Annotated in this window: 9 protein-coding genes and 1 pseudogene; 4 read left to right on the top strand and 6 right to left on the bottom strand. The window is 69.8% G+C overall.

What is annotated here, in order from left to right; translation table 11 throughout:
• Window positions 1-2: 2 nt before the first annotated feature.
• Together C6A87_RS20495 and C6A87_RS20490 are read right to left on the bottom strand one after the other, a co-directional pair.
• The gene (locus C6A87_RS20495; protein WP_396837111.1) at window positions 3-3,827 is read right to left on the bottom strand and encodes a multifunctional oxoglutarate decarboxylase/oxoglutarate dehydrogenase thiamine pyrophosphate-binding subunit/dihydrolipoyllysine-residue succinyltransferase subunit; all 3,825 of its coding nucleotides are present in this window, start codon (window positions 3,825-3,827) and stop codon (window positions 3-5) included.
• Window positions 3,828-4,070: 243 nt separating this feature from the next.
• Window positions 4,071-4,814 carry a hypothetical protein gene (locus tag C6A87_RS20490; RefSeq protein WP_311113937.1) on the bottom strand — a complete coding sequence of 248 codons (744 nt, stop codon included), beginning with the start codon at window positions 4,812-4,814 and terminating at the stop codon, window positions 4,071-4,073.
• Window positions 4,815-4,954: 140 nt separating this feature from the next.
• Between C6A87_RS20490 and C6A87_RS20485 the strand changes: the two genes are divergently transcribed.
• Complete coding sequence (locus C6A87_RS20485; RefSeq protein WP_311113936.1) at window positions 4,955-6,220, top strand: multidrug effflux MFS transporter; 1,266 nt, start codon at window positions 4,955-4,957, stop codon at window positions 6,218-6,220.
• Between the two features lie 97 nt (window positions 6,221-6,317).
• Window positions 6,318-8,122: pseudogene (locus tag C6A87_RS20480) on the top strand (MFS transporter).
• Here the strand turns inward: C6A87_RS20480 and C6A87_RS20475 are convergent.
• From C6A87_RS20475 to C6A87_RS20460, 4 genes are all read right to left on the bottom strand, one after another.
• The gene (locus C6A87_RS20475) at window positions 8,119-9,507 is read right to left on the bottom strand and encodes an NAD(P)-binding protein (RefSeq protein ID WP_311113935.1); all 1,389 of its coding nucleotides are present in this window, start codon (window positions 9,505-9,507) and stop codon (window positions 8,119-8,121) included. The pseudogene C6A87_RS20480 and the gene C6A87_RS20475 sit on opposite strands and share 4 nt — an antisense overlap.
• Before the next feature lie 23 nt (window positions 9,508-9,530).
• Window positions 9,531-10,877 (bottom strand): FAD-binding oxidoreductase, encoded by a 1,347-nt coding sequence (locus C6A87_RS20470; RefSeq protein WP_396837110.1) that lies wholly within the window; start codon window positions 10,875-10,877, stop codon window positions 9,531-9,533.
• 8 nt (window positions 10,878-10,885) lie between these two features.
• Entirely contained in the window at window positions 10,886-14,371 is a 3,486-nt protein-coding gene (locus C6A87_RS20465) for a TM0106 family RecB-like putative nuclease (protein ID WP_311113933.1), read from the bottom strand.
• Between the two features lie 117 nt (window positions 14,372-14,488).
• Window positions 14,489-15,043, bottom strand: a complete 555-nt coding sequence (locus tag C6A87_RS20460) for an LppP/LprE family lipoprotein (protein WP_311113932.1) — start codon at window positions 15,041-15,043, stop codon at window positions 14,489-14,491.
• A 107-nt stretch (window positions 15,044-15,150) separates the two neighbouring features.
• Between C6A87_RS20460 and C6A87_RS20455 the strand changes: the two genes are divergently transcribed.
• The gene (locus tag C6A87_RS20455; RefSeq protein ID WP_311113931.1) at window positions 15,151-16,848 is read left to right on the top strand and encodes a DEAD/DEAH box helicase; all 1,698 of its coding nucleotides are present in this window, start codon (window positions 15,151-15,153) and stop codon (window positions 16,846-16,848) included.
• A complete protein-coding gene (locus tag C6A87_RS20450; protein ID WP_396836910.1) occupies window positions 16,845-18,023 on the top strand; it encodes an acyltransferase family protein in 1,179 nt (392 codons plus the stop codon). Before C6A87_RS20455 ends, C6A87_RS20450 begins: the two co-directional genes overlap by 4 nt.
• Window positions 18,024-18,025 lie beyond the last annotated feature (2 nt).

Genomic DNA, 18,025 nt, shown 5'->3' with positions numbered 1-18,025 from the left:
GGTCAGCCGAACGCCTCGTCGATGATCTCCTGCTGCTCGACCGCGTGCACCTTCGACGAACCGGACGACGGCGCCGACATCGCACGCCGCGAGATGCGCTTGATCCCGGCGAGCTTGTCCGGCAGCATCTCGGGCAGCGTCAGTCCCAGCGTCGGCCACGCACCCTGGTTGGCCGGCTCCTCCTGCACCCAGAAGTACTGCTCGACGTTCGGGTACCGGTCCAGCGTCTCGGCCAGCCGCCGCTTCGGCAGCGGCGCCAGCTGCTCGAGGCGCACGATCGCGACGTCGTCGCGCTCCTGCTTGGTCTTGCGGGCCGCCAGCTCGTAGTACAGCTTGCCGCTGGTCAGCAACAGCCGCTTGGCCTTCGACCGGTCGCCGGTGCCCTCGGTGTAGGTGGGTTCCTCCAGCACCGACCGGAACTTGGCCTCGGTGAAGTCCCGCAGGTCGCTGACCGCGGCCTTGTTGCGCAGCATCGACTTCGGCGTGAACACGATCAGCGGGCGCCGGATCCCGTCCAGGCCGTGGCGACGCAGCAGGTGGAAGTAGTTCGCCGGCGTCGAGGGCACCGCGATCGTCATCGACCCCTCGGCCCACAGCTGCAGGAACCGCTCGATGCGGCCCGAGGTGTGGTCGGGTCCCTGGCCCTCGTGGCCGTGCGGCAGCAGCAGCACCACGTCGGAGAGCTGGCCCCATTTGGCCTCACCGGAGGAGATGAACTCGTCGATGATCGACTGCGCACCGTTGACGAAGTCGCCGAACTGGGCCTCCCACAGCACCAGCGCGTCGGGGTTGCCCACCGAGTAGCCGTACTCGAAACCGACGGCCGCGAACTCCGACAGCGCCGAGTCGTAGACCATGAACCGGCCGCCGGTCGGGTTGCCGTCGCTGTCGATCGTCAGCAGCTCCAGCGGGGTGAACTCCCGTCCCGTCTTGCGGTCGATGATCACCGAGTGGCGCTGGGTGAACGTGCCGCGCCGGGTGTCCTGGCCGGTCAGCCGGATGGTCTTGCCCTCGGCCAGGAACGTGCCCAGCGCCAGCAGCTCGGCGAAGGCCCAGTCGACCTTGCCCTCGTAGGCCATCTCGCGGCGCTTCTCGAGCACCGGCTTGACGCGGGGGTGCACGTTGAAGTCGTCACCGAAGGCCAGGTGCGCGTCGCCGATGCGGGCCAGCAGGGACTTGTCGACCGCGGTGGTCATGCCTGCGGGCACCATCTGGTCGGACTCCACGGACTCGCTCGGCGCGATCGCGTGTTTCTCCAGCTCGCGGACTTCGTTAAACACCCGCTCGAGCTGGCCCTGGTAGTCGCGCAGCGCGTCTTCGGCTTCCTTCATCGAGATGTCGCCGCGGCCGATCAGCGCCTCGGTGTAGGACTTGCGGACACCGCGCTTGGTGTCGATCACGTCGTACATGTTCGGCTGGGTCATCGACGGGTCGTCGCCCTCGTTGTGGCCGCGCCTGCGGTAGCACAGCATGTCGATGACGACGTCCTTCTTGAACTTCTGCCGGAAGTCGACGGCCAGCTTGGCCACCCACACCGCGGCTTCGGGGTCGTCGCCGTTGACGTGGAAGATCGGCGCGCCGATCATCTTCGCGACGTCGGTGCAGTACTCCGAGGAACGGGAGTCGCTGGGCGAGGTGGTGAAGCCGACCTGGTTGTTGACGATGATGTGGATCGTGCCGCCGGTGCGGTAGCCGCGCAGCAGCGCCAGGTTCAGCGTCTCGGCGACCACGCCCTGCCCGGCGAACGCCGCGTCGCCGTGCAACATCATCGGCACGACCGAGAACTGCTCGGAGCCTTCGACCTCCTCGCCGACGTTCATCAGGTCCTGCTTGGCGCGGACGATGCCCTCCAGCACCGGGTCGACGGCTTCCAGGTGGCTGGGGTTGGCGACCAGCGACACCGAGATGTCGTTGTCGCCGAACATCTGGATGTAGGTGCCGTTGGCGCCCAGGTGGTATTTCACGTCGCCGGAGCCGTGCGCCTGCGACGGGTTCAGATTGCCCTCGAACTCGGTGAAGATCTGCGAGTACGGCTTGCCGACGATGTTGGCCAGCACGTTGAGCCGGCCGCGGTGCGGCATCCCGATCACCACCTCGTCGAGCCCGTGCTCGGCGCACTGGTCGATCGCGGCGTCCATCATCGGGATGACGGTCTCGGCGCCTTCGAGTGAGAACCGCTTCTGCCCAACGTATTTGGTCTGCAGGAAGGTCTCGAAGGCCTCGGCGGCGTTGAGCTTGCTCAGGATGTACTTCTGCTCGGCCACCGTCGGCTTGGCGTGCTTGATCTCGATGCGCTCCTGCAGCCACTGCTGCTGCTCGGGCTCGAGGATGTGGGTGTACTCCACGCCGATGTGGCGGCAGTACGCGTCGCGCAGCAGGCCGAGGATGTCGCGCAGCTTCTTGTGGCTCTGACCGGCGAACCCGTTGACCTTGAACTCGCGGTCGAGGTCCCACAGCGTCAGCCCGTGGGTGTTGACGTCGAGGTCGGGGTGGCTGCGGAAGCGCGTCTTGTCCAGCCGCAGCGGGTCGATGTCGGCCATCAGGTGCCCGCGGTTGCGGTACGCCGCGATCAGCTCGATGACGCGGGCGTTCTTGTCCTCGATGGAGTCGGGGTTGTCGATGCGCCAGCGCACCGGCTCGTACGGGATCCCCAGCGCACGGAAGATCTCGTCGTAGAACTCGTCGTCGAGCAGCAGGGTGTGGATGGTGCGCAGGAAGTCGCCGGACTCGGCACCCTGGATGATGCGGTGGTCGTAGGTCGAGGTCAGCGTGATCAGCTTGCCCACGCCGAGTTCGGAGATGCGTTCCTCGCTGGCGCCCTGGAACTCCGCCGGGTACTCCATCGCACCCGCGCCGACGATCGCGCCCTGCCCCTGCATCAGGCGCGGCACCGAGTGCACGGTGCCGATGGTGCCGGGGTTGGTCAGTGAAATCGTCACGCCGGCAAAGTCTTCGGCGGTCAGCTTACCGTCGCGGGCGCGCCGCACGATGTCCTCGTAGGCTGCGATGAACTGGCCGAAGTTCATGGTTTCGCAGTTCTTGATCGCGGCCACGACCAGTGCGCGCTTGCCGTCCTTGCCGGGCAGGTCGATGGCCAGGCCCAGGTTCGTGTGAGCCGGTGTCACCGCGTTCGGCTTGCCGTCGATCTCGGCGAAGTGCCGGTTCATGACCGGGAACTTCTTGACCGCCTGCACGATCGCGTAACCGAGCAGGTGGGTGAACGATATCTTGCCGCCGCGGGTGCGCTTGAGGTGGTTGTTGATGACGATGCGGTTGTCGATCATCGCCTTGGCCGGGATGGCGCGCACGCTGGTCGCGGTCGGCACCTCCAGGGAGGCCGACATGTTCCTGACCACGGCGGCCGCGGCGCCGCGCAGTATCTGCTGCTCTTCACCGCCGGAGTCGGAGGCCGCGGGCTTCGGTGCGGGCTTGCTGTCGGACTTGGCCGGAGCTTTCGTGTCGGACTTCGCAGGCGCCTTGGTGTCGGACTTGGTGTCGGACTTGGCGGGAGCCTTCGTGTCGGACTTGGAGGGAGACTTGGTATCGGCTTTCGTGTCGGCTTTGACGTCCTTGGCCGGGGCCTTCTGCTTCTTCTCCGACTCGGCGGTGTCCGACTTCGCGGGCCGCGCGCCGTTGGCGTTGGCGCCCGCGGGTGCCGGGGCGGGGCCGGGCTCGGGGGGTGCGGTCGGCCTGCCGTTTCCGCCGGCGGACTGCCGGTGCCCGCCGTCGGCGGGGGCGTCGTTCACGGGCCCGGGGGAGTAGTCGACGAGGAACTCGTGCCAACTCGGGTCAACCGACGACGGATCCTCGCGGAACTTGCGGTACATCTCTTCGACCAACCACTCGTTCTGACCGAATGGTGAAGGTGAGCTCACGGCTGCTTTTCGCCTCAATTCTTCGCTTCGGGCCAGCACCCCGCGGCAGCCGGCCACCCCTTATCGACCCGGTGCGCGGTCGCCCGCGTTCAGCCGACTCAAGGCTAGCGCTTCGGTCATCGGCACGACCAGGCAACGTAGTTATGGTCATTGCGGTCACCTCGCCGGCACGTCGGCCGGGCGCCGGGACCGCTGCTAGGAGCGCGGCGCGGGCAGCAGATGCAGCGGCGAGGGCCAGCGCTCCGGCGGCGCGCCGAAGGCCTTGTGCGCGTTGGCGACGATCTTCTTGCCCATCAGTCGGTTGCCGACGCCACCGACCACCGCGCCGATCCCGACCGGCAGCATCTTGCCGAACGCCAGCGCGCCCCGCTTGAGCGTGTAGCGCTTGACGAAGTACCGCAGCAGTCGCGAGTTCAGCTGCGACAGCGCCGGCAGCGGCAGCGTCGCGGCACCGTCGGCCACCCACGCGCCGCTGGTGCGGCCGGGACCGATGAGATCGGCCACCGCGCGCTTGCCGTCCTCGCCGACGAGCACCGACAGCACCAGGGCGCGCCGCCGTTCGCGCTGTTCGGCCGGGATGCCGTGCACCTCGGCGACGGCGAGCACGTAGAGCGTCGTCGCCTCCAGGAACACCACGGTCTCGCCGGCCACGGCCGACATCGCGACCAGCGTGCCGATGCCGGGGAATGCGGCGGCCGAGCCCACCGCCGCGCCGCTGGCCATCACCGTCGCCATGTACTGCTTGTCCAGCCTGCCGATGATCTGGGCCGGGGTGGCGCCCGGGTTGCTCTCCCGGGCCCGCTCCACGTAGGCCCGCACGGCGGGGGCCTGCACGCGGGCGCCGCGTTCGATGATCTGGGAGAGCACCTTGGCAGCGACGCTCGGATCCTCGTCGACGACCGCGGGCGGCTGACTCTTGGCTCGTGACCTGGCACTCATGGGTGCTTCCTCCCTGTGAACCTGATCTCAGGCTAACCCGAGTACAACGAACGACCGCGCCCGCCACGTGCCCGACGTGATCGCGGTCACGGTTGGCGATCCGGGGAAGAAATCACTGGGAAGTGTCGCTAACCATTTGCATGGCAATATCCCCTGTCGTGGATGGAACGCACCCTGGGCCCGTGGCTCCGCCGAGCCGCACCCGGATGATCTTTGTGCTCGGCCTGCTGGTGGCGCTGGGCCCGCTGACCATCGACATGTATCTGCCGGCCCTGCCCAGGATCGGTGAGGAACTGGGGGTGTCCTCGTCGATCGCTCAGCTGACCCTGACCGGCACGCTGGCCGGCCTGGCGATCGGGCAGTTGGTGATCGGTCCGCTGTCGGACTCGCTGGGCCGTCGCAGGCCGCTGTTCGCCGGCATCACGCTGCACTTGGTGGCGTCGCTGATGTGCCTGTTCGCGCCGAACATCACCGCGCTCGGCATCGCCCGCGGCCTGCAGGGCATGGGCGCCGCGGCGGGAATGGTGGTCGCGATCGCGGTCGTCGGCGATCTGTACAAGGACAACGCGGCGGCGACGGTGATGTCCCGGCTGATGCTGGTGCTGGGCGTCGCCCCGGTACTGGCGCCGTCGCTGGGCGCCGCGGTGCTGCTGCACGGATCGTGGCACTGGGTGTTCGCCGCACTGGCGGTGATCGGCGCGGCGCTGCTGCTGATGGCCGTGCTGGCGCTGCCCGAGACCCTTCCCGTGGACCACCGCAGGCCGCTGAAGGCGCGGGGCATCGCGAGTACTTACCTCGAGCTGTTGCGCGACGGGCGTTTCGTGATCCTCGTGCTGGTCGGTGCGCTGGGGATGTCGGGGCTGTTCGCCTACATCGCCGGCGCGTCGTTCGTGCTGCAGGGCGAGTTCGGTCTCGGCCAGACCGCGTTCGCGGTGGTGTTCGGTGCCGGCGCGATCGCGCTGATCGGCACCACCCAGTGCAACGTCGTGCTGCTGAAGCGGTTCGCCCCGCAGCAGATCATGGTGTGGGCGCTGGGCGCGGCCTCGGTGGCGGGCGTGGCGTTCGTCGCGCTGGCGGCCACAGGTGTCGGCGGCCTCTACGGGTTCGTGATCCCGGTCTGGGCCATCCTGGCGGCCATGGGCCTGGTCATCCCGAACGCGCCCGCGGTGGCGCTGACCCGGCACCCCGACGCCGCGGGCACCGCGGCGGCACTGCTGGGCGCCGTGCAGTTCGGAATGGGCGCGCTGATCGCGCCGGTCGTCGGTGCGCTCGGCAACGACGAGTTCGCGATGGCGATCGTGATGGCCGCCGGCGTGACCGCCGCGCTGATCGCGCTGCTGCTGACCGGGGCGCACCGCCGCCCTGTGGTCGCCGCGCCCGACGCGCTGATCGCCGAAGCTGCCTGATCTTCGGAGGTGCTCCCGGCTGACTTGTCGGGACCTCCGCCGGACCGTAGCGTCGGGCCGGACGATCCTCCCCGAGTGAAATCTGGCTGACTGCACCATGTTCGAATCCGTGACGCCGCATGCCAGGGGTGCCAACCCCTGGCACGCGCTGTGGGCGCTGCTGGTCGGGTTCTTCATGATCCTGGTCGACGCGACGATCGTGCCGGTCGCCAACCCGGCGATCATGGCGCAGCTGCACGTCGACTACGACGCGGTGATCTGGGTGACCAGCGCGTACCTGCTGGCCTACGCCGTGCCGCTGCTGGTGGCCGGCTCGGCGACCGCTACGGACCCAAGACCATGTACCTGATCGGGCTGTCGGTGTTCACCGTCGCCTCGTTGTGGTGCGGACTTTCCGACAGCATCAGCACGCTGGTCGCGGCCCGCGTGCTGCAGGGGGTGGGGGCGGCGCTGCTCACCCCGCAGACGCTGACCGTGATCACCCGGACGTTCCCCGCCCAGCACCGCGGGGTGGCGATGAGCGTGTGGGGTGCCACCGCCGGGGTGGCGACGCTGGCCGGGCCGCTGGCCGGCGGGGTGCTGGTGGACACGCTCGGATGGCAGTGGATCTTCATCGTCAACGTGCCGGTCGGCGTCGTCGGTCTGGCGCTGGCGGTCTGGTTGGTGCCGACGCTGCCTGCCCAGCACCGGCAGCGTTTCGACGTTCCCGGCGTGGTGCTCTCCGGGGTCGGCATGTTCCTGATCGTGTTCGCGCTGCAGGAGGGGCAGGCCCATGACTGGACGGGCTGGATCTGGGCGCTGATCGCGGCCGGGATCGCGATCATGGCCGCGTTCGTCTACTGGCAGTCGATCAACCCCGGCGAACCACTGATCCCGCTAGCCATGTTCAAAGACCGCAACTTCTCGATGTCCAACCTGGGGGTGGCGACCATCGGGTTCGTCGCCACCGGGATGATCCTGCCGCTGATGTTCTACGCCCAGGCGGTGTGCGGCCTGACCCCGACGCAGTCGGCGCTGCTGACCGCGCCGATGGCGGTCGCGACGGGCGCGCTGGCGCCGCTGGTCGGCCGCATAGTGGACCGCTCGCACCCCCGCCCGGTGGTGGGCTTCGGGTTCTCACTGATGGCGATCGGGCTGACCTGGTTGTCCATCGAGATGACCCCGGTGACCCCGATCTGGCGGCTGGTCCTGCCGCTGACGGCGATGGGCGTGGCGATGGCGTTCATCTGGTCGCCGCTGGCGGCCACCGCGACCAGGAACCTGCCGCAGCAGTTGGCCGGTGCGGGTTCGGGCGTCTACAACACCACCCGCCAGGTCGGTTCGGTGCTGGGCAGCGCGGGCATGGCGGCGTTGATGGCCTCCGAACTGTCGGCCAAGGTCCCCGACGCGCCGGGCGGTGCTGCCCGGCCCGAGGGTCAGGTCGCCGAGCTGCCGCCCTTCCTGCACGCGCCGTTCGCCGCGGCGATGTCGCAGTCCATGCTGCTGCCGGCGTTCGTCGCACTGTTCGGGGTGATCGCGGCGCTGTTCCTGTTCGACCTGGTGCGCTCGCCGCCGCCGCCGGCGCCGCAGCAGGACGCCGAACCTGAGCCGGTGTACGACCCCGAGCACGAGTTGTACTGGGCCGACGGCGAAGACGAGTACGTGGAGTTCGAGGTGAGCCGCGACCCGAATCCGGACGACGCGCTGTCCGGCACTGCGCTGGCCGACACCGACGTGCTGCATTCGGTCGCCGAGCCGGTCGCCGCGCCGGACCCGGACCGGGAATGGCGCACCATCCTGGAGAAACTGCTGACCGAGGCGAACCCGCCTGAGTCCTCGAACGGCAATGGCCGCAACGGATCTCATGGTCGGCGCCAGAACGGGGACCCGCAGTCCGACGTCGGCACGCACTCCCGCGACTAGGCGCTCATCAGTTCGGCCAGCTGCTCGTTGGTCTTGCGCAGCGCCACGGCCAGCGCGCCCAGCGCCTTGTCACGCACCCGTTCCTTGCCCGGCGGGAACACCGGGAACAGGTCGCGTGCTGCGTTGAGCCGCGCGGACTTCATCCAGTCCATCAGCTCCGGATCCCGCAGCCAGCGCAGTTGGGCGAGGTTGTCGGCCAGCGTGTGCCGGAGCCAGTCGATCGGCGCATCGGGGTGCGGGACCGGCGCGCACAACTCGTTGCGCACGGTGTCGTCGGGGTAACCGGCCTCGACATGGGCGATGAACGCCGCGCTGAACACCTGCTGGCAGCTGCGCACGCTCTGCAGCGTGATGTGGTCGCCGTCGAAGACCGGCACCGACGGCGGGCGCGGCAGCCCTTGGGTGGTGCAGTCGACGTACAGCGACGCCGGGGCCGGGATGGTGGCCTCCCGCAGCCGCAGGCGGTCGGGTTCGACGTGCTCGAGGTGGCCGTGTCGCACCACGTCCCAGACACCGCGCAGCTGGTCCAGTTCGCGCTGCGACACGATCGCGCAGTGGTACATCGTCGGTCGCGTCGCCGGGTCGAGGCGCAGCAGGATGCCTGCGTCCTCGAGTCCGGCGAAAAGGTCGTCGAGCGTGGCGGACTCGGCGATCACCCGCATCCGGGTGGCGACCGAGCCGCGCAGCTCGGCGACGAACTGGGGGCCCGGCTGGATGTTGGCCCGGTTGAGCAGCCACGACTCGCGCGGCCGCACCCAGCGCACGGCGTCGGCCGCGACGCCGTTGCACAACAACCACAGACAGCAGTCCATCCCGGTCTTGCCGCCGCCCACGACCGTGAAATGCCCGTGGCCGGGTGCGCGCCGCGGCAGGTCGTTGGGGGCGATCACCTCGATCCCGTCGGCCGCGGTGAACGGCGCCGAGCGCATCGACTGCACGACGGTGAGCAGGTAGGTGGCATCGACGGTCCGGCGTCGCACGCTGACCCGGTGCTCCCGCCCGTCCAGGGTCCGAAAGGTGTTGTCGCCCAGGTACCGGGACATCGGGAAGTAGGTCAGACGGCCGGTCGGCAGCAGGTGGTTACGCATCACCTGGTCGTAGTACGCGCACACCTCGTGCCCGGTGGCCAGTTCGAAGTAGCCCTCGTTGGGGCCACTGCGGTCGATCGACCCCTCGTTGCCCAGCGGCAAGGAGTTCACGCCGTAGTAGGCCGACGGTTGGTGGAGCCGGACGAACGGGTACACCGAGTTCCAGTGTCCGCCGGGCTGATGGTTCTCGTCGACGAGCGCGACGGTGGCATCGGTTTCGGCCAGCAGCGTGTCGACGAAGGCCATCCCCATGGCGCCCGCCCCCACCACGAGGTAATCGACCTCGATCTCGGTCATCCTCGGGCAGGTACCCACTTCGGTCAGGAGAACAACACCGCGCGGTTCAGATAGCCGGTCGGGTCGAACGCCGCCTTGACCGCCTGCATCGCCGCGATGTCGGCCTCGGTGCGGGCCATCGACAGGTAGTCACGTTTTCGCGTGCCGACGCCGTGTTCGGAGCTGACGTTGCCGCCGTGCTGCGCGATCAGCGTCATCATCGCCGAGTACAGCGCGCGCTCCCGGTCTCCGGCGAGGTCGCAGCGCACGATGTTGAGGTGCAGATTGCCCTCGCCGATGTGGCCGAACAGCACCGGGATGGCCTCCGGTGCGTGCTCGGCGATCAGCGCCGCGGCGGCGTCGGCGAACCCGCGGATCGCCGAGAGGGGCAGGGACACATCGAACTTGAGTGGCGGGCCGTAGACGCCGAGCACCTCGGCGACAGCTTCGCGAACCTGCCAGAGCCGCTGCTGGGCGGCGGTGTCCACGCCGACGGCGGGTTCGTCGGCCAGGTCGGCGTCGGCCAGCGCGCCGGCCAGCCGGTCGGTGAGGTCGGTTTCCCCGGCCAGTTCGACCAGCAGCTGCCAGGCCCCCTGGACCGGCGCGGCGACACCGGCGTGCTCGGCGGTCAGCGCGCCGGCCCGCGCGTCGATCAGCTCCAGCGCCGCGATGCCCTCCATGTCGCGGAACACCCGGCCCGTCGCGACGAGCGCGTCCAGGTCGTCGAAGCCGCAGATCGCGGTCACCCGCCGGCGGGGTGACGGGTGCAGCCGCAGATCCAGTGCGGTGATGACCCCGAGGGTGCCCTCGGCGCCGACGAACAGTGCGGCGAGGTCGTATCCGGTGTTGTCGCTGCGCACCTGGCTGTGCCGGTGCACCACGGTGCCGTCGGGCAGGACCACGTCGAGTCCGATGACCTGCTCGCCCATGTTGCCGTAGCTGACCGTGCGCAGCCCGCCGGCGTTGGTCGAGGCCATCCCGCCGACGGTGGCCGAGTCGCGGGCGGCGAGGTCGACGCCGAACACCAGGCCCGCCGCGGCGGCGGCTTTCTGCACCTCGGCCAGCGTCGCCCCGGCGCCGACCCGGATCCGGCGCTCCACCACGTCGACGTCGCCGATGTCGCGAAGCCGCTCGGTCGACAGCAGCACGTCGTCGTGCTCGGGCACGGTGCCGGCGACCAGCGAGGTGCGCCCGCCCTGCACGGTCACGTTCACCCCGGCGTCGCGGCACGCCCGCAGCACCGCGGCCACCTCGTCGGTGGAGCCGGGACGCACCAGCAGCGTGGCGTGACCCCGGTACCGGCCGGTGTGGTCGATGCTGCGGCCTTCGAGCACGTCGGGATCGGCGGTCACCTGGTTGGCACCGACGATGGCCGCGAGCCGGTCGGTCAACGCTTCGGTCACTCCGTCGGTGTATCACAGACCGAGAGGGACAGGAACGCGCCGAGCTCCCTGAGCCGTTCCGGGGTGCCCGGCAGATAGTCGGTGAGGTGGCGCGAGCGCACGATCACAGCCAGGTACTTGGCCCGGCTCACCGCGACGTTGAGGCGATTCCTGTTGAGCAGGAACGAGATTCCGCGGGGGACGTCGTCGATCGAGGACGCCGTCATCGACATGAACACCACCGGCGCCTGCTGGCCCTGGAACTTGTCGACCGTGCCGGCCCGCACCTCGGTCAGCCCCGCCGCGTCGAGGCCGCGGCGGACCAGCACCACCTGCGCGTTGTACGGGGTCACCACCAGCACGTCGCTCTGGGCCAGCGGCCGGGTGCCGTGCTCGTCGGACCACTCGGCGCCGAGCAGTGCGGTGACCTCGGCGATGATCGCGTCGGCCTCCTCGGGGCTCTCCGTCGCGTTGCCGAGGTGGTCGACGGCCAGGGTGCGCACTCCCGGCGTCACGCCTGCCAGGCGGCGCGCGGCGGTGACGCTCTCGGCCGAGCGCAGCCGTCCGTCGTAGGACAGCAGGGACACGGCCCGGCACACGTCGGGATGCATGCGGTAGGAGCGGTCCAGGAAGTAGCCGCGTTCGGGCGGCAGCGTGTGATGGCCGTCGACCAGCCAGCCCAGCGCGGACCCGTCGACGGGTTCGGGGTGGGTGCCCTGGCTGACCTGGGGGAGCTGCTGCGGATCCCCCAGCAGCAGCAGGTTACGGGCGGACTGCGCCACCGCGACGGTGTTGGCCAGGCTGAACTGCCCGGCCTCCTCGATGACCAGCAGGTCGAGGCTGTCGCGCGCGATCTTGTTGCCGTTGGCGAAATCCCACGCGGTGCCGCCGACCACGCAGCCGTCCTGGCACAGGAACTCTGCGTAGTCGTCGCGGTCCAGCGCGGTCCACCCGGTGCTGACGGTGTTCAGCTTCTTACCGACCCGGGCGCCGTCCACCCCGGCCTTCATCACGTCGCCGAACAGGTTCTCCACCACCGCGTGCGACTGCGCCACCACCCCGACCCGCCATCCGTGCTCGCCGACCAAGGTCGCGATCACCTTCGCCGACGTGTGGGTCTTGCCGGTGCCCGGCGGGCCGTGCACGGCAAGGTAGGACGAGTCCAGATCCAGCAGCGCGGCGGTGATGTCGGCGACGACGTCGCCGGTGCGCGGCAGCGCCGAACCGCGGCGGGTCCGGGGCGGGCGGCGCAGCAGGATGTCGGTGAGCGCATCAGGCGGCAGTGCGGGCAGCCCGGCGGCCACCAGTTGTGCGGTCTCGGCGATCGCGTCCTGCAGTTGCCGGGTCGGGATGGGGGAGCCGGGGGTCAGCGCGAACGGCACCTGGGTGAACACGTCGCCGCCCTTGGGCTGGCGTTCCACGATGACGACCTCGGTGGGCGCTTCGGGGTCGTCGCACTCGACGACCGTCACCGACCCGAACCCGCGCTGGTCCGGATCGTCGGCCAGCCCGGGAGGGGAGGGCGGGTCGTAGAGCGCGTACATGTCGCGGGTGACCTCGCCGGTGGCGATCTCGCCGAACAGCCGGACGCGGCGCTGGGGTTTGCGCGCCCTGGGCGGGGTGTGCCAGTCGGTGTCGATCTCGTGGCGTTCGGCGATGAACACCCCGCCGTCGTCGGCCCATTCGTCGACCGGGTTGTTGATCCGGTCGAAGTGCGCCCACCAGAACGGCTTGTCCTCGCGCTTGTGGAAACCCTTGGCGGCGGCCAGCAGCGCGACCGCGGTCTGTTCGGCGGTGCGCGCCTCGATGCCGTCGCCGGCGAACTTGAGCAGCGCGCGTTCGACCTGATCGGGCGGGTCGGCCGTGACCTCGCGGGGGTCGGCGGTGGCCGCGCGCGGCACCGGCCCGCGCGGCGGCACGCCGGAATCGATGGCGCGGGCCATCAACCAGTCCCGCAGCCGCCGCGTCGAGCGGCAGTCGTAGCGGTTGTACTCCTCGATCTCCTTCAGCACGCCCGCGGCCTCGTCGGCGCGGCCGGCGTCGCGCAGTTCGCAGTAGCGGGCGTACTCGGTGATCGACGCGGTGGCGGTGGTGACCTCGCCGCTGCGCAACTCGTTGCCCATGTAGAGCGGCTCCAGCGATTTGATGCTGTAGTTCTCGGTGCCCACCCGGATGCTCTTGCGCACGATCGGATACAGGTCGACGAGCACGCCGTCGCGCAGCAGCTCGTCGACCTCGCGTTCGCCTTCGCCGTAGCGGCCGGCCAGCCGCAGCAGCGTGCTCTTCTCGTAGGCGGCGTAGTGGTAGACGTGCATGCCGGGATAGCGGCGCCGGCGCTTGCGCACCATCGTCAGGAAGTCCTTGAGGGCCTGGCGTTCCTCGGCGCGGTCGTGGGCCCAGAACGCGTGGAAGTCCTCGTCGGCGGCCGGCGAGGGGGCCAGCGCCAGCACCCCCCACAGGTACTCCAGCCCCCACGAGTGGCCGTCCCTGGTCCACAGCGGATCGCCTTCGAAGTCGAAGAACAGGTCGCCGCGGTCGGCGTCGGGCAGCACCATCAGCGGCTGCGCGTCGATCAGTTCGTAGGGCGGCTTGCCGTCCTCCCGGTCGGCGAGCTGCAGGCGGGCCTGAGCTGTCAGCGCCGTGACCGTGCGGGTCGACAGTTCCGGCACCGGGCCGCGGTGTGCGGCCAGTTCCGGCACGGTGGCGATGCCCGCGTCGAGCAGGCGGGCCCGCTGGCTGACCCGCATTCCGGCCACGAGCAGCAGGTCGTCGTGCGCACGGACCTGCGGCGCGCATTCGGAGCACCGGAAGCACGCGCGTACCCGCTCGTCCTCCCAGGCGACCGGCCGGCCGCCGGCCAGGTGCTCGTCGAGCAGCCGCTGCAGCGCGGCCCGCCGCGGACGGTAGACCGGTAGCAGCTCCTCGAGCGGGTAGCTGGCCGAGGTGCCGTCGCCGAGCACCAGATCGACCTCGGGGGCGACGGGCACGCCCGCTTCGGTCAGCGTCTCGGCGTAGGCCGCCATCTGCAGCAGCGCCTCGACCTTGACCGAGCGGGCCAGCTTGGTGTCGCGCAGCCGGTAGCGCGGACCGGTTGCGTCGTCGTCGGAGTCGTCGGAGTCGCCAGGGTCCTCCAGGATCAGGAAGTCGGCGAACCCGACGAACCGGCCGTCGAACATGGCGGCCTGGTAGATCACCGGCGCCCGGCGGGCGATCGCCTGCAGCGTCTGCTCGGCCGCCGCGGCCAGCCCCGCCACGGTGTACTTCGGCCTGCCGATGATCGCGACGTCGGCGTCGAGCCGGAGCTCGTCGAGGTGGCGTCGTTCGTGGTCGTCGCCGAGAGTCGCGGTGCGGGCCAGCAATTCGTCGTCGCCGGACACTTCCGGGCCCCAGCCCAGCCGCGCGTCGAACGAGCGCAGCAGCGCGTATTCGCAGCGCGCCGCGGCAGCAAGGTCGGAGGCGCTGTAGACGACCCGGACCTCGTCAGCGTCGGTGGCGACGAACACGCAGCCACTGTAAGCGAGCGCACCGACACCGCACCCGCCGCGGAATAGCGTTCCGGGTTGCGGATCGGGGCTCGAGCGCAGCCAGGAACGCTATTCCGGCCAAAGTCGGCGGCCGGCTCAGCGGGGCGTGTTGCCGATCAGCTCGACGCCGCTGCCGTTCCAGCGGAACTTCACGACGCTGTCCAGCCCGGGCATGCCGCTGGAGTACTTCAGCGCGACGGTGTCGCCGGTGCTCTGGGTGGTGTCCAGTCCGTTGAAGCCGTACGTGTCGGGCACCCCGGTCGGGATGAACTTGCCCTGATGGAACAGCACCGCGCGGGTGTTCGGGTTCTCCGAGTTGGTGTTGGCCTTGACGATCACCGCCGACAGCTGCGCGCACTCGTTGTAGTTGCCTGCCAGCGGCTCGGGATTCCAGGCCTGGTTGCTGCGCGGATCGCGGGGCAGCTCGGACACTGCGCGGGCGATCTCCGGGGCGGCCAGGTCCGTGGCGCACGGGTCCTCGACGGGCCCGGGTGGCGGGCCGGTCGGCGCCGGCGGCGGGGCGGCCGGGACGGGTGCTGCGGACGTGCTCGGCTCCGGTGTCTTGGACACCGTCGAGTCGCCCGGGCTGCACCCCGTGGCCGCCAGCGTGACCGTTGCGACCACGGCGCCGATGCTCGCCGCCCATTTCACAGTTGCGCACCGTACCGTCACCGCGGGCGCCCTTCGGGAAGGCACACCGGGCCCGCTGTGCCCGGAAGGTCGGAGGAGCCGCCGAGTGGCACTAGACTTCCACCACGATGACCCCCACGAACGCGGAACCTGAACCCGCAGATTTGACCTTCGCCGACCTGCAGATACACCCGGCGGTGCTGCAGGCGGTCGCCGACGTCGGTTACGAGACGCCCTCGCCCATCCAGGCGGCGACCATCCCGGCGATCCTGGCAGGCTCCGACGTCGTCGGCCTGGCCCAGACCGGGACCGGCAAGACCGCGGCGTTCGCGATCCCGATCCTGTCCAAGATCGACACCGAGAGCCGCACCACCCAGGCGCTGGTGCTCGCGCCCACCCGAGAGCTCGCCCTACAGGTCGCCGAGGCGTTCGGCCGCTACGGCGCCAAGCTCCGCGTCAACGTGCTGCCGATCTACGGCGGCTCGTCCTACGTGCCGCAGCTGGCCGGACTCAAGCGCGGCGCCCAGGTCGTGGTCGGCACGCCGGGCCGGGTGATCGACCATCTGGAGAAGGGCAGCCTGGACCTCTCGCACCTGGATTACCTGGTGCTCGACGAGGCCGACGAGATGCTGCAGATGGGCTTCGCCGAGGATGTCGAGCGCATCCTGGCCGACACCCCCGAGTACAAGCAGGTCGCGTTGTTCTCGGCGACCATGCCGCCGGCGATCAAGAAGATCACCGCCAAATACCTGCACGACCCGGTCGAGGTCACGGTCAAGTCCAAGACCCAGACCGCCGAGAACATCACACAGCGCTACTACCAGGTGTCCTATCCGCGCAAAATGGACGCGCTGACCAGGCTGCTGGAAACCGAGCAGGGCGACGCGATGATCGTGTTCGTCCGCACCAAGCAGGCCACCGAAGAGGTCGCCGAGAAGTTGCGCGCCCGGGGATTCGCCGCGGCGGCGATCAACGGCGACATCCCGCAGGCGGTCCGCGAGCGCACCATCTCGCAGCTCAAAGACGGGACCATCGACATCCTGGTCGCCACCGACGTCGCGGCCCGCGGACTCGACGTCGAGCGCATCTCGCACGTGGTGAACTTCGACATCCCGCACGACCCGGAGTCCTATGTGCACCGCATCGGGCGCACCGGACGTGCGGGGCGGTCGGGCACCGCGCTGCTGTTCGTGACGCCGCGCGAACGCCACCTGCTCGGCGCGATCGAGCGGGTCACGCGCCAGAAGCTGGTGGAGTCCGAACTACCGTCGGTCGACGACGTCAACGAGAAGCGGGTCGCGAAGTTCCGCGACTCGATCACCGACGCGCTGGACAAGCCCGGCATCGAGCTGTTCCGCACGCTGGTCGAGGGCTACGAGCGCGACCACGACGTCCCGATGGCCGACATCGCCGCGGCGCTGGCACTGCAGAGCCGCAACGGCGAAGAGTTCCTGATGACGGAGCCGCCGCCGGAGAAGCGGCGCGAGCGTCCCGAGCGGGGCGAGCGTTCCGACCGGGGCGACGCACCTGCGCGCAAGCCCCGCGAGCGCCGCAGCGACCTCGCGACCTATCGCATCGCCGTCGGCAAGCGGCACAAGGTCGCGCCCGGCGCGATCGTGGGCGCCATCGCCAATGAGGGCGGGTTGCACCGCAGCGACTTCGGCCACATCACCATCAAGGTCGATTACTCGCTGGTGGAGCTGCCGGCCAAGCTGCCGCCGAAGACGCTGAAGTCGTTGGAGAACACCAGGATCCAGGGTCAGCTGATCCAACTGGAACCCGATCGCGGGCCGAAACCGCATCGGGGGAAGCACAAGCCGCAGTGACCCTGCCCGACAGGGCGGATCGCCGGTCGGTGAGGGAAGACGTCGACGCGGGCGGTCTGGAATCGGTCACCACCGGCCGGGTCGCGTCCCTGACCGGGATCCGTGCAGTCGCCGCGCTGCTGGTGGTGCTCACCCACGCTGCGTACACCACCGGCAAGTACCCGCAGGGGTTCGTCGGCCTGGTGTATTCGCGGATGGAGATCGGGGTGCCGATCTTCTTCGTGCTGTCCGGCTTCCTGCTGTTCGCCCCGTGGGTGAAGGCGGCCGCGGCGGGCAAGCCCGCGCCGTCGGTGAGTCGCTACGCCTGGCACCGGGTGCGCCGCATCATGCCCGCCTATGTCGTCACAGTGGTCGCGGCCTACCTCGTCTACCACTTCCGCACGGCCGGGCCGAACCCCGGGCACACGTGGGAGGGGTTGTTCCGCAATCTCACCCTGACCCAGATCTACACCGACAACTACCTGTTTTCGTATCTGCATCAGGGCCTCACCCAGATGTGGAGCCTGGCTGTCGAGGTCGCCTTCTATGTCGCGCTGCCGCTGCTGGCCTACCTGCTGCTGGTGGTGCTGTGCCGGCGGCAGTGGCGGCCCGGCCTGTTGCTCGCCGGCCTCGCGGCGCTGGCGCTGGTGTCCCCGGCCTGGATGTGGCTGGTGCACGACACGACGTTCCTGCCCGACGGCGCCAAGCTGTGGTTGCCCGGCTATCTGGCGTGGTTCGTCGGCGGCATGCTGCTGGCCGCGTTGCAGCCGCTGGGGGTCCGGGCCTACGCGCTGGCGTGTGTGCCGCTGGCGCTGGCCTGCTATCTCATCGCCTCCACGCCGATCGCCGGCGAACCGACCACCTCGCCGGCGGAGTTGCGTGAGGCGCTGGCCAAGACGGTGTTCTACGCGGTGATCGCGACGCTGGTGGTGGCACCGCTGGCGCTGCGGGGACCGCGCGGCGAGGAGCGCGACGGCTGGTATGCGGGGCTGCTGGCGAGCCTGCCGATGGTGTTCCTCGGCGAGATCTCCTACGAGATCTTCCTGATCCATCTCGTGCTGATGGAGCTGGTGATGGTGGAGGTCGTGCGCTATCCGATCTACACCGGATCGGTGTGGCTGCTGTTCTTCGGCACGATGGCGGTGACGATCCCGCTGGCGTGGCTGCTGCACCGGTTCACCCGCGTCAAGGACTGATC

Source organism: Mycobacterium sp. ITM-2016-00317, assembly GCF_002968295.1.
Classification (GTDB): Bacteria; Actinomycetota; Actinomycetes; order Mycobacteriales; family Mycobacteriaceae; genus Mycobacterium.
This window is presented reverse-complemented; position numbering and strand designations above follow the sequence as displayed.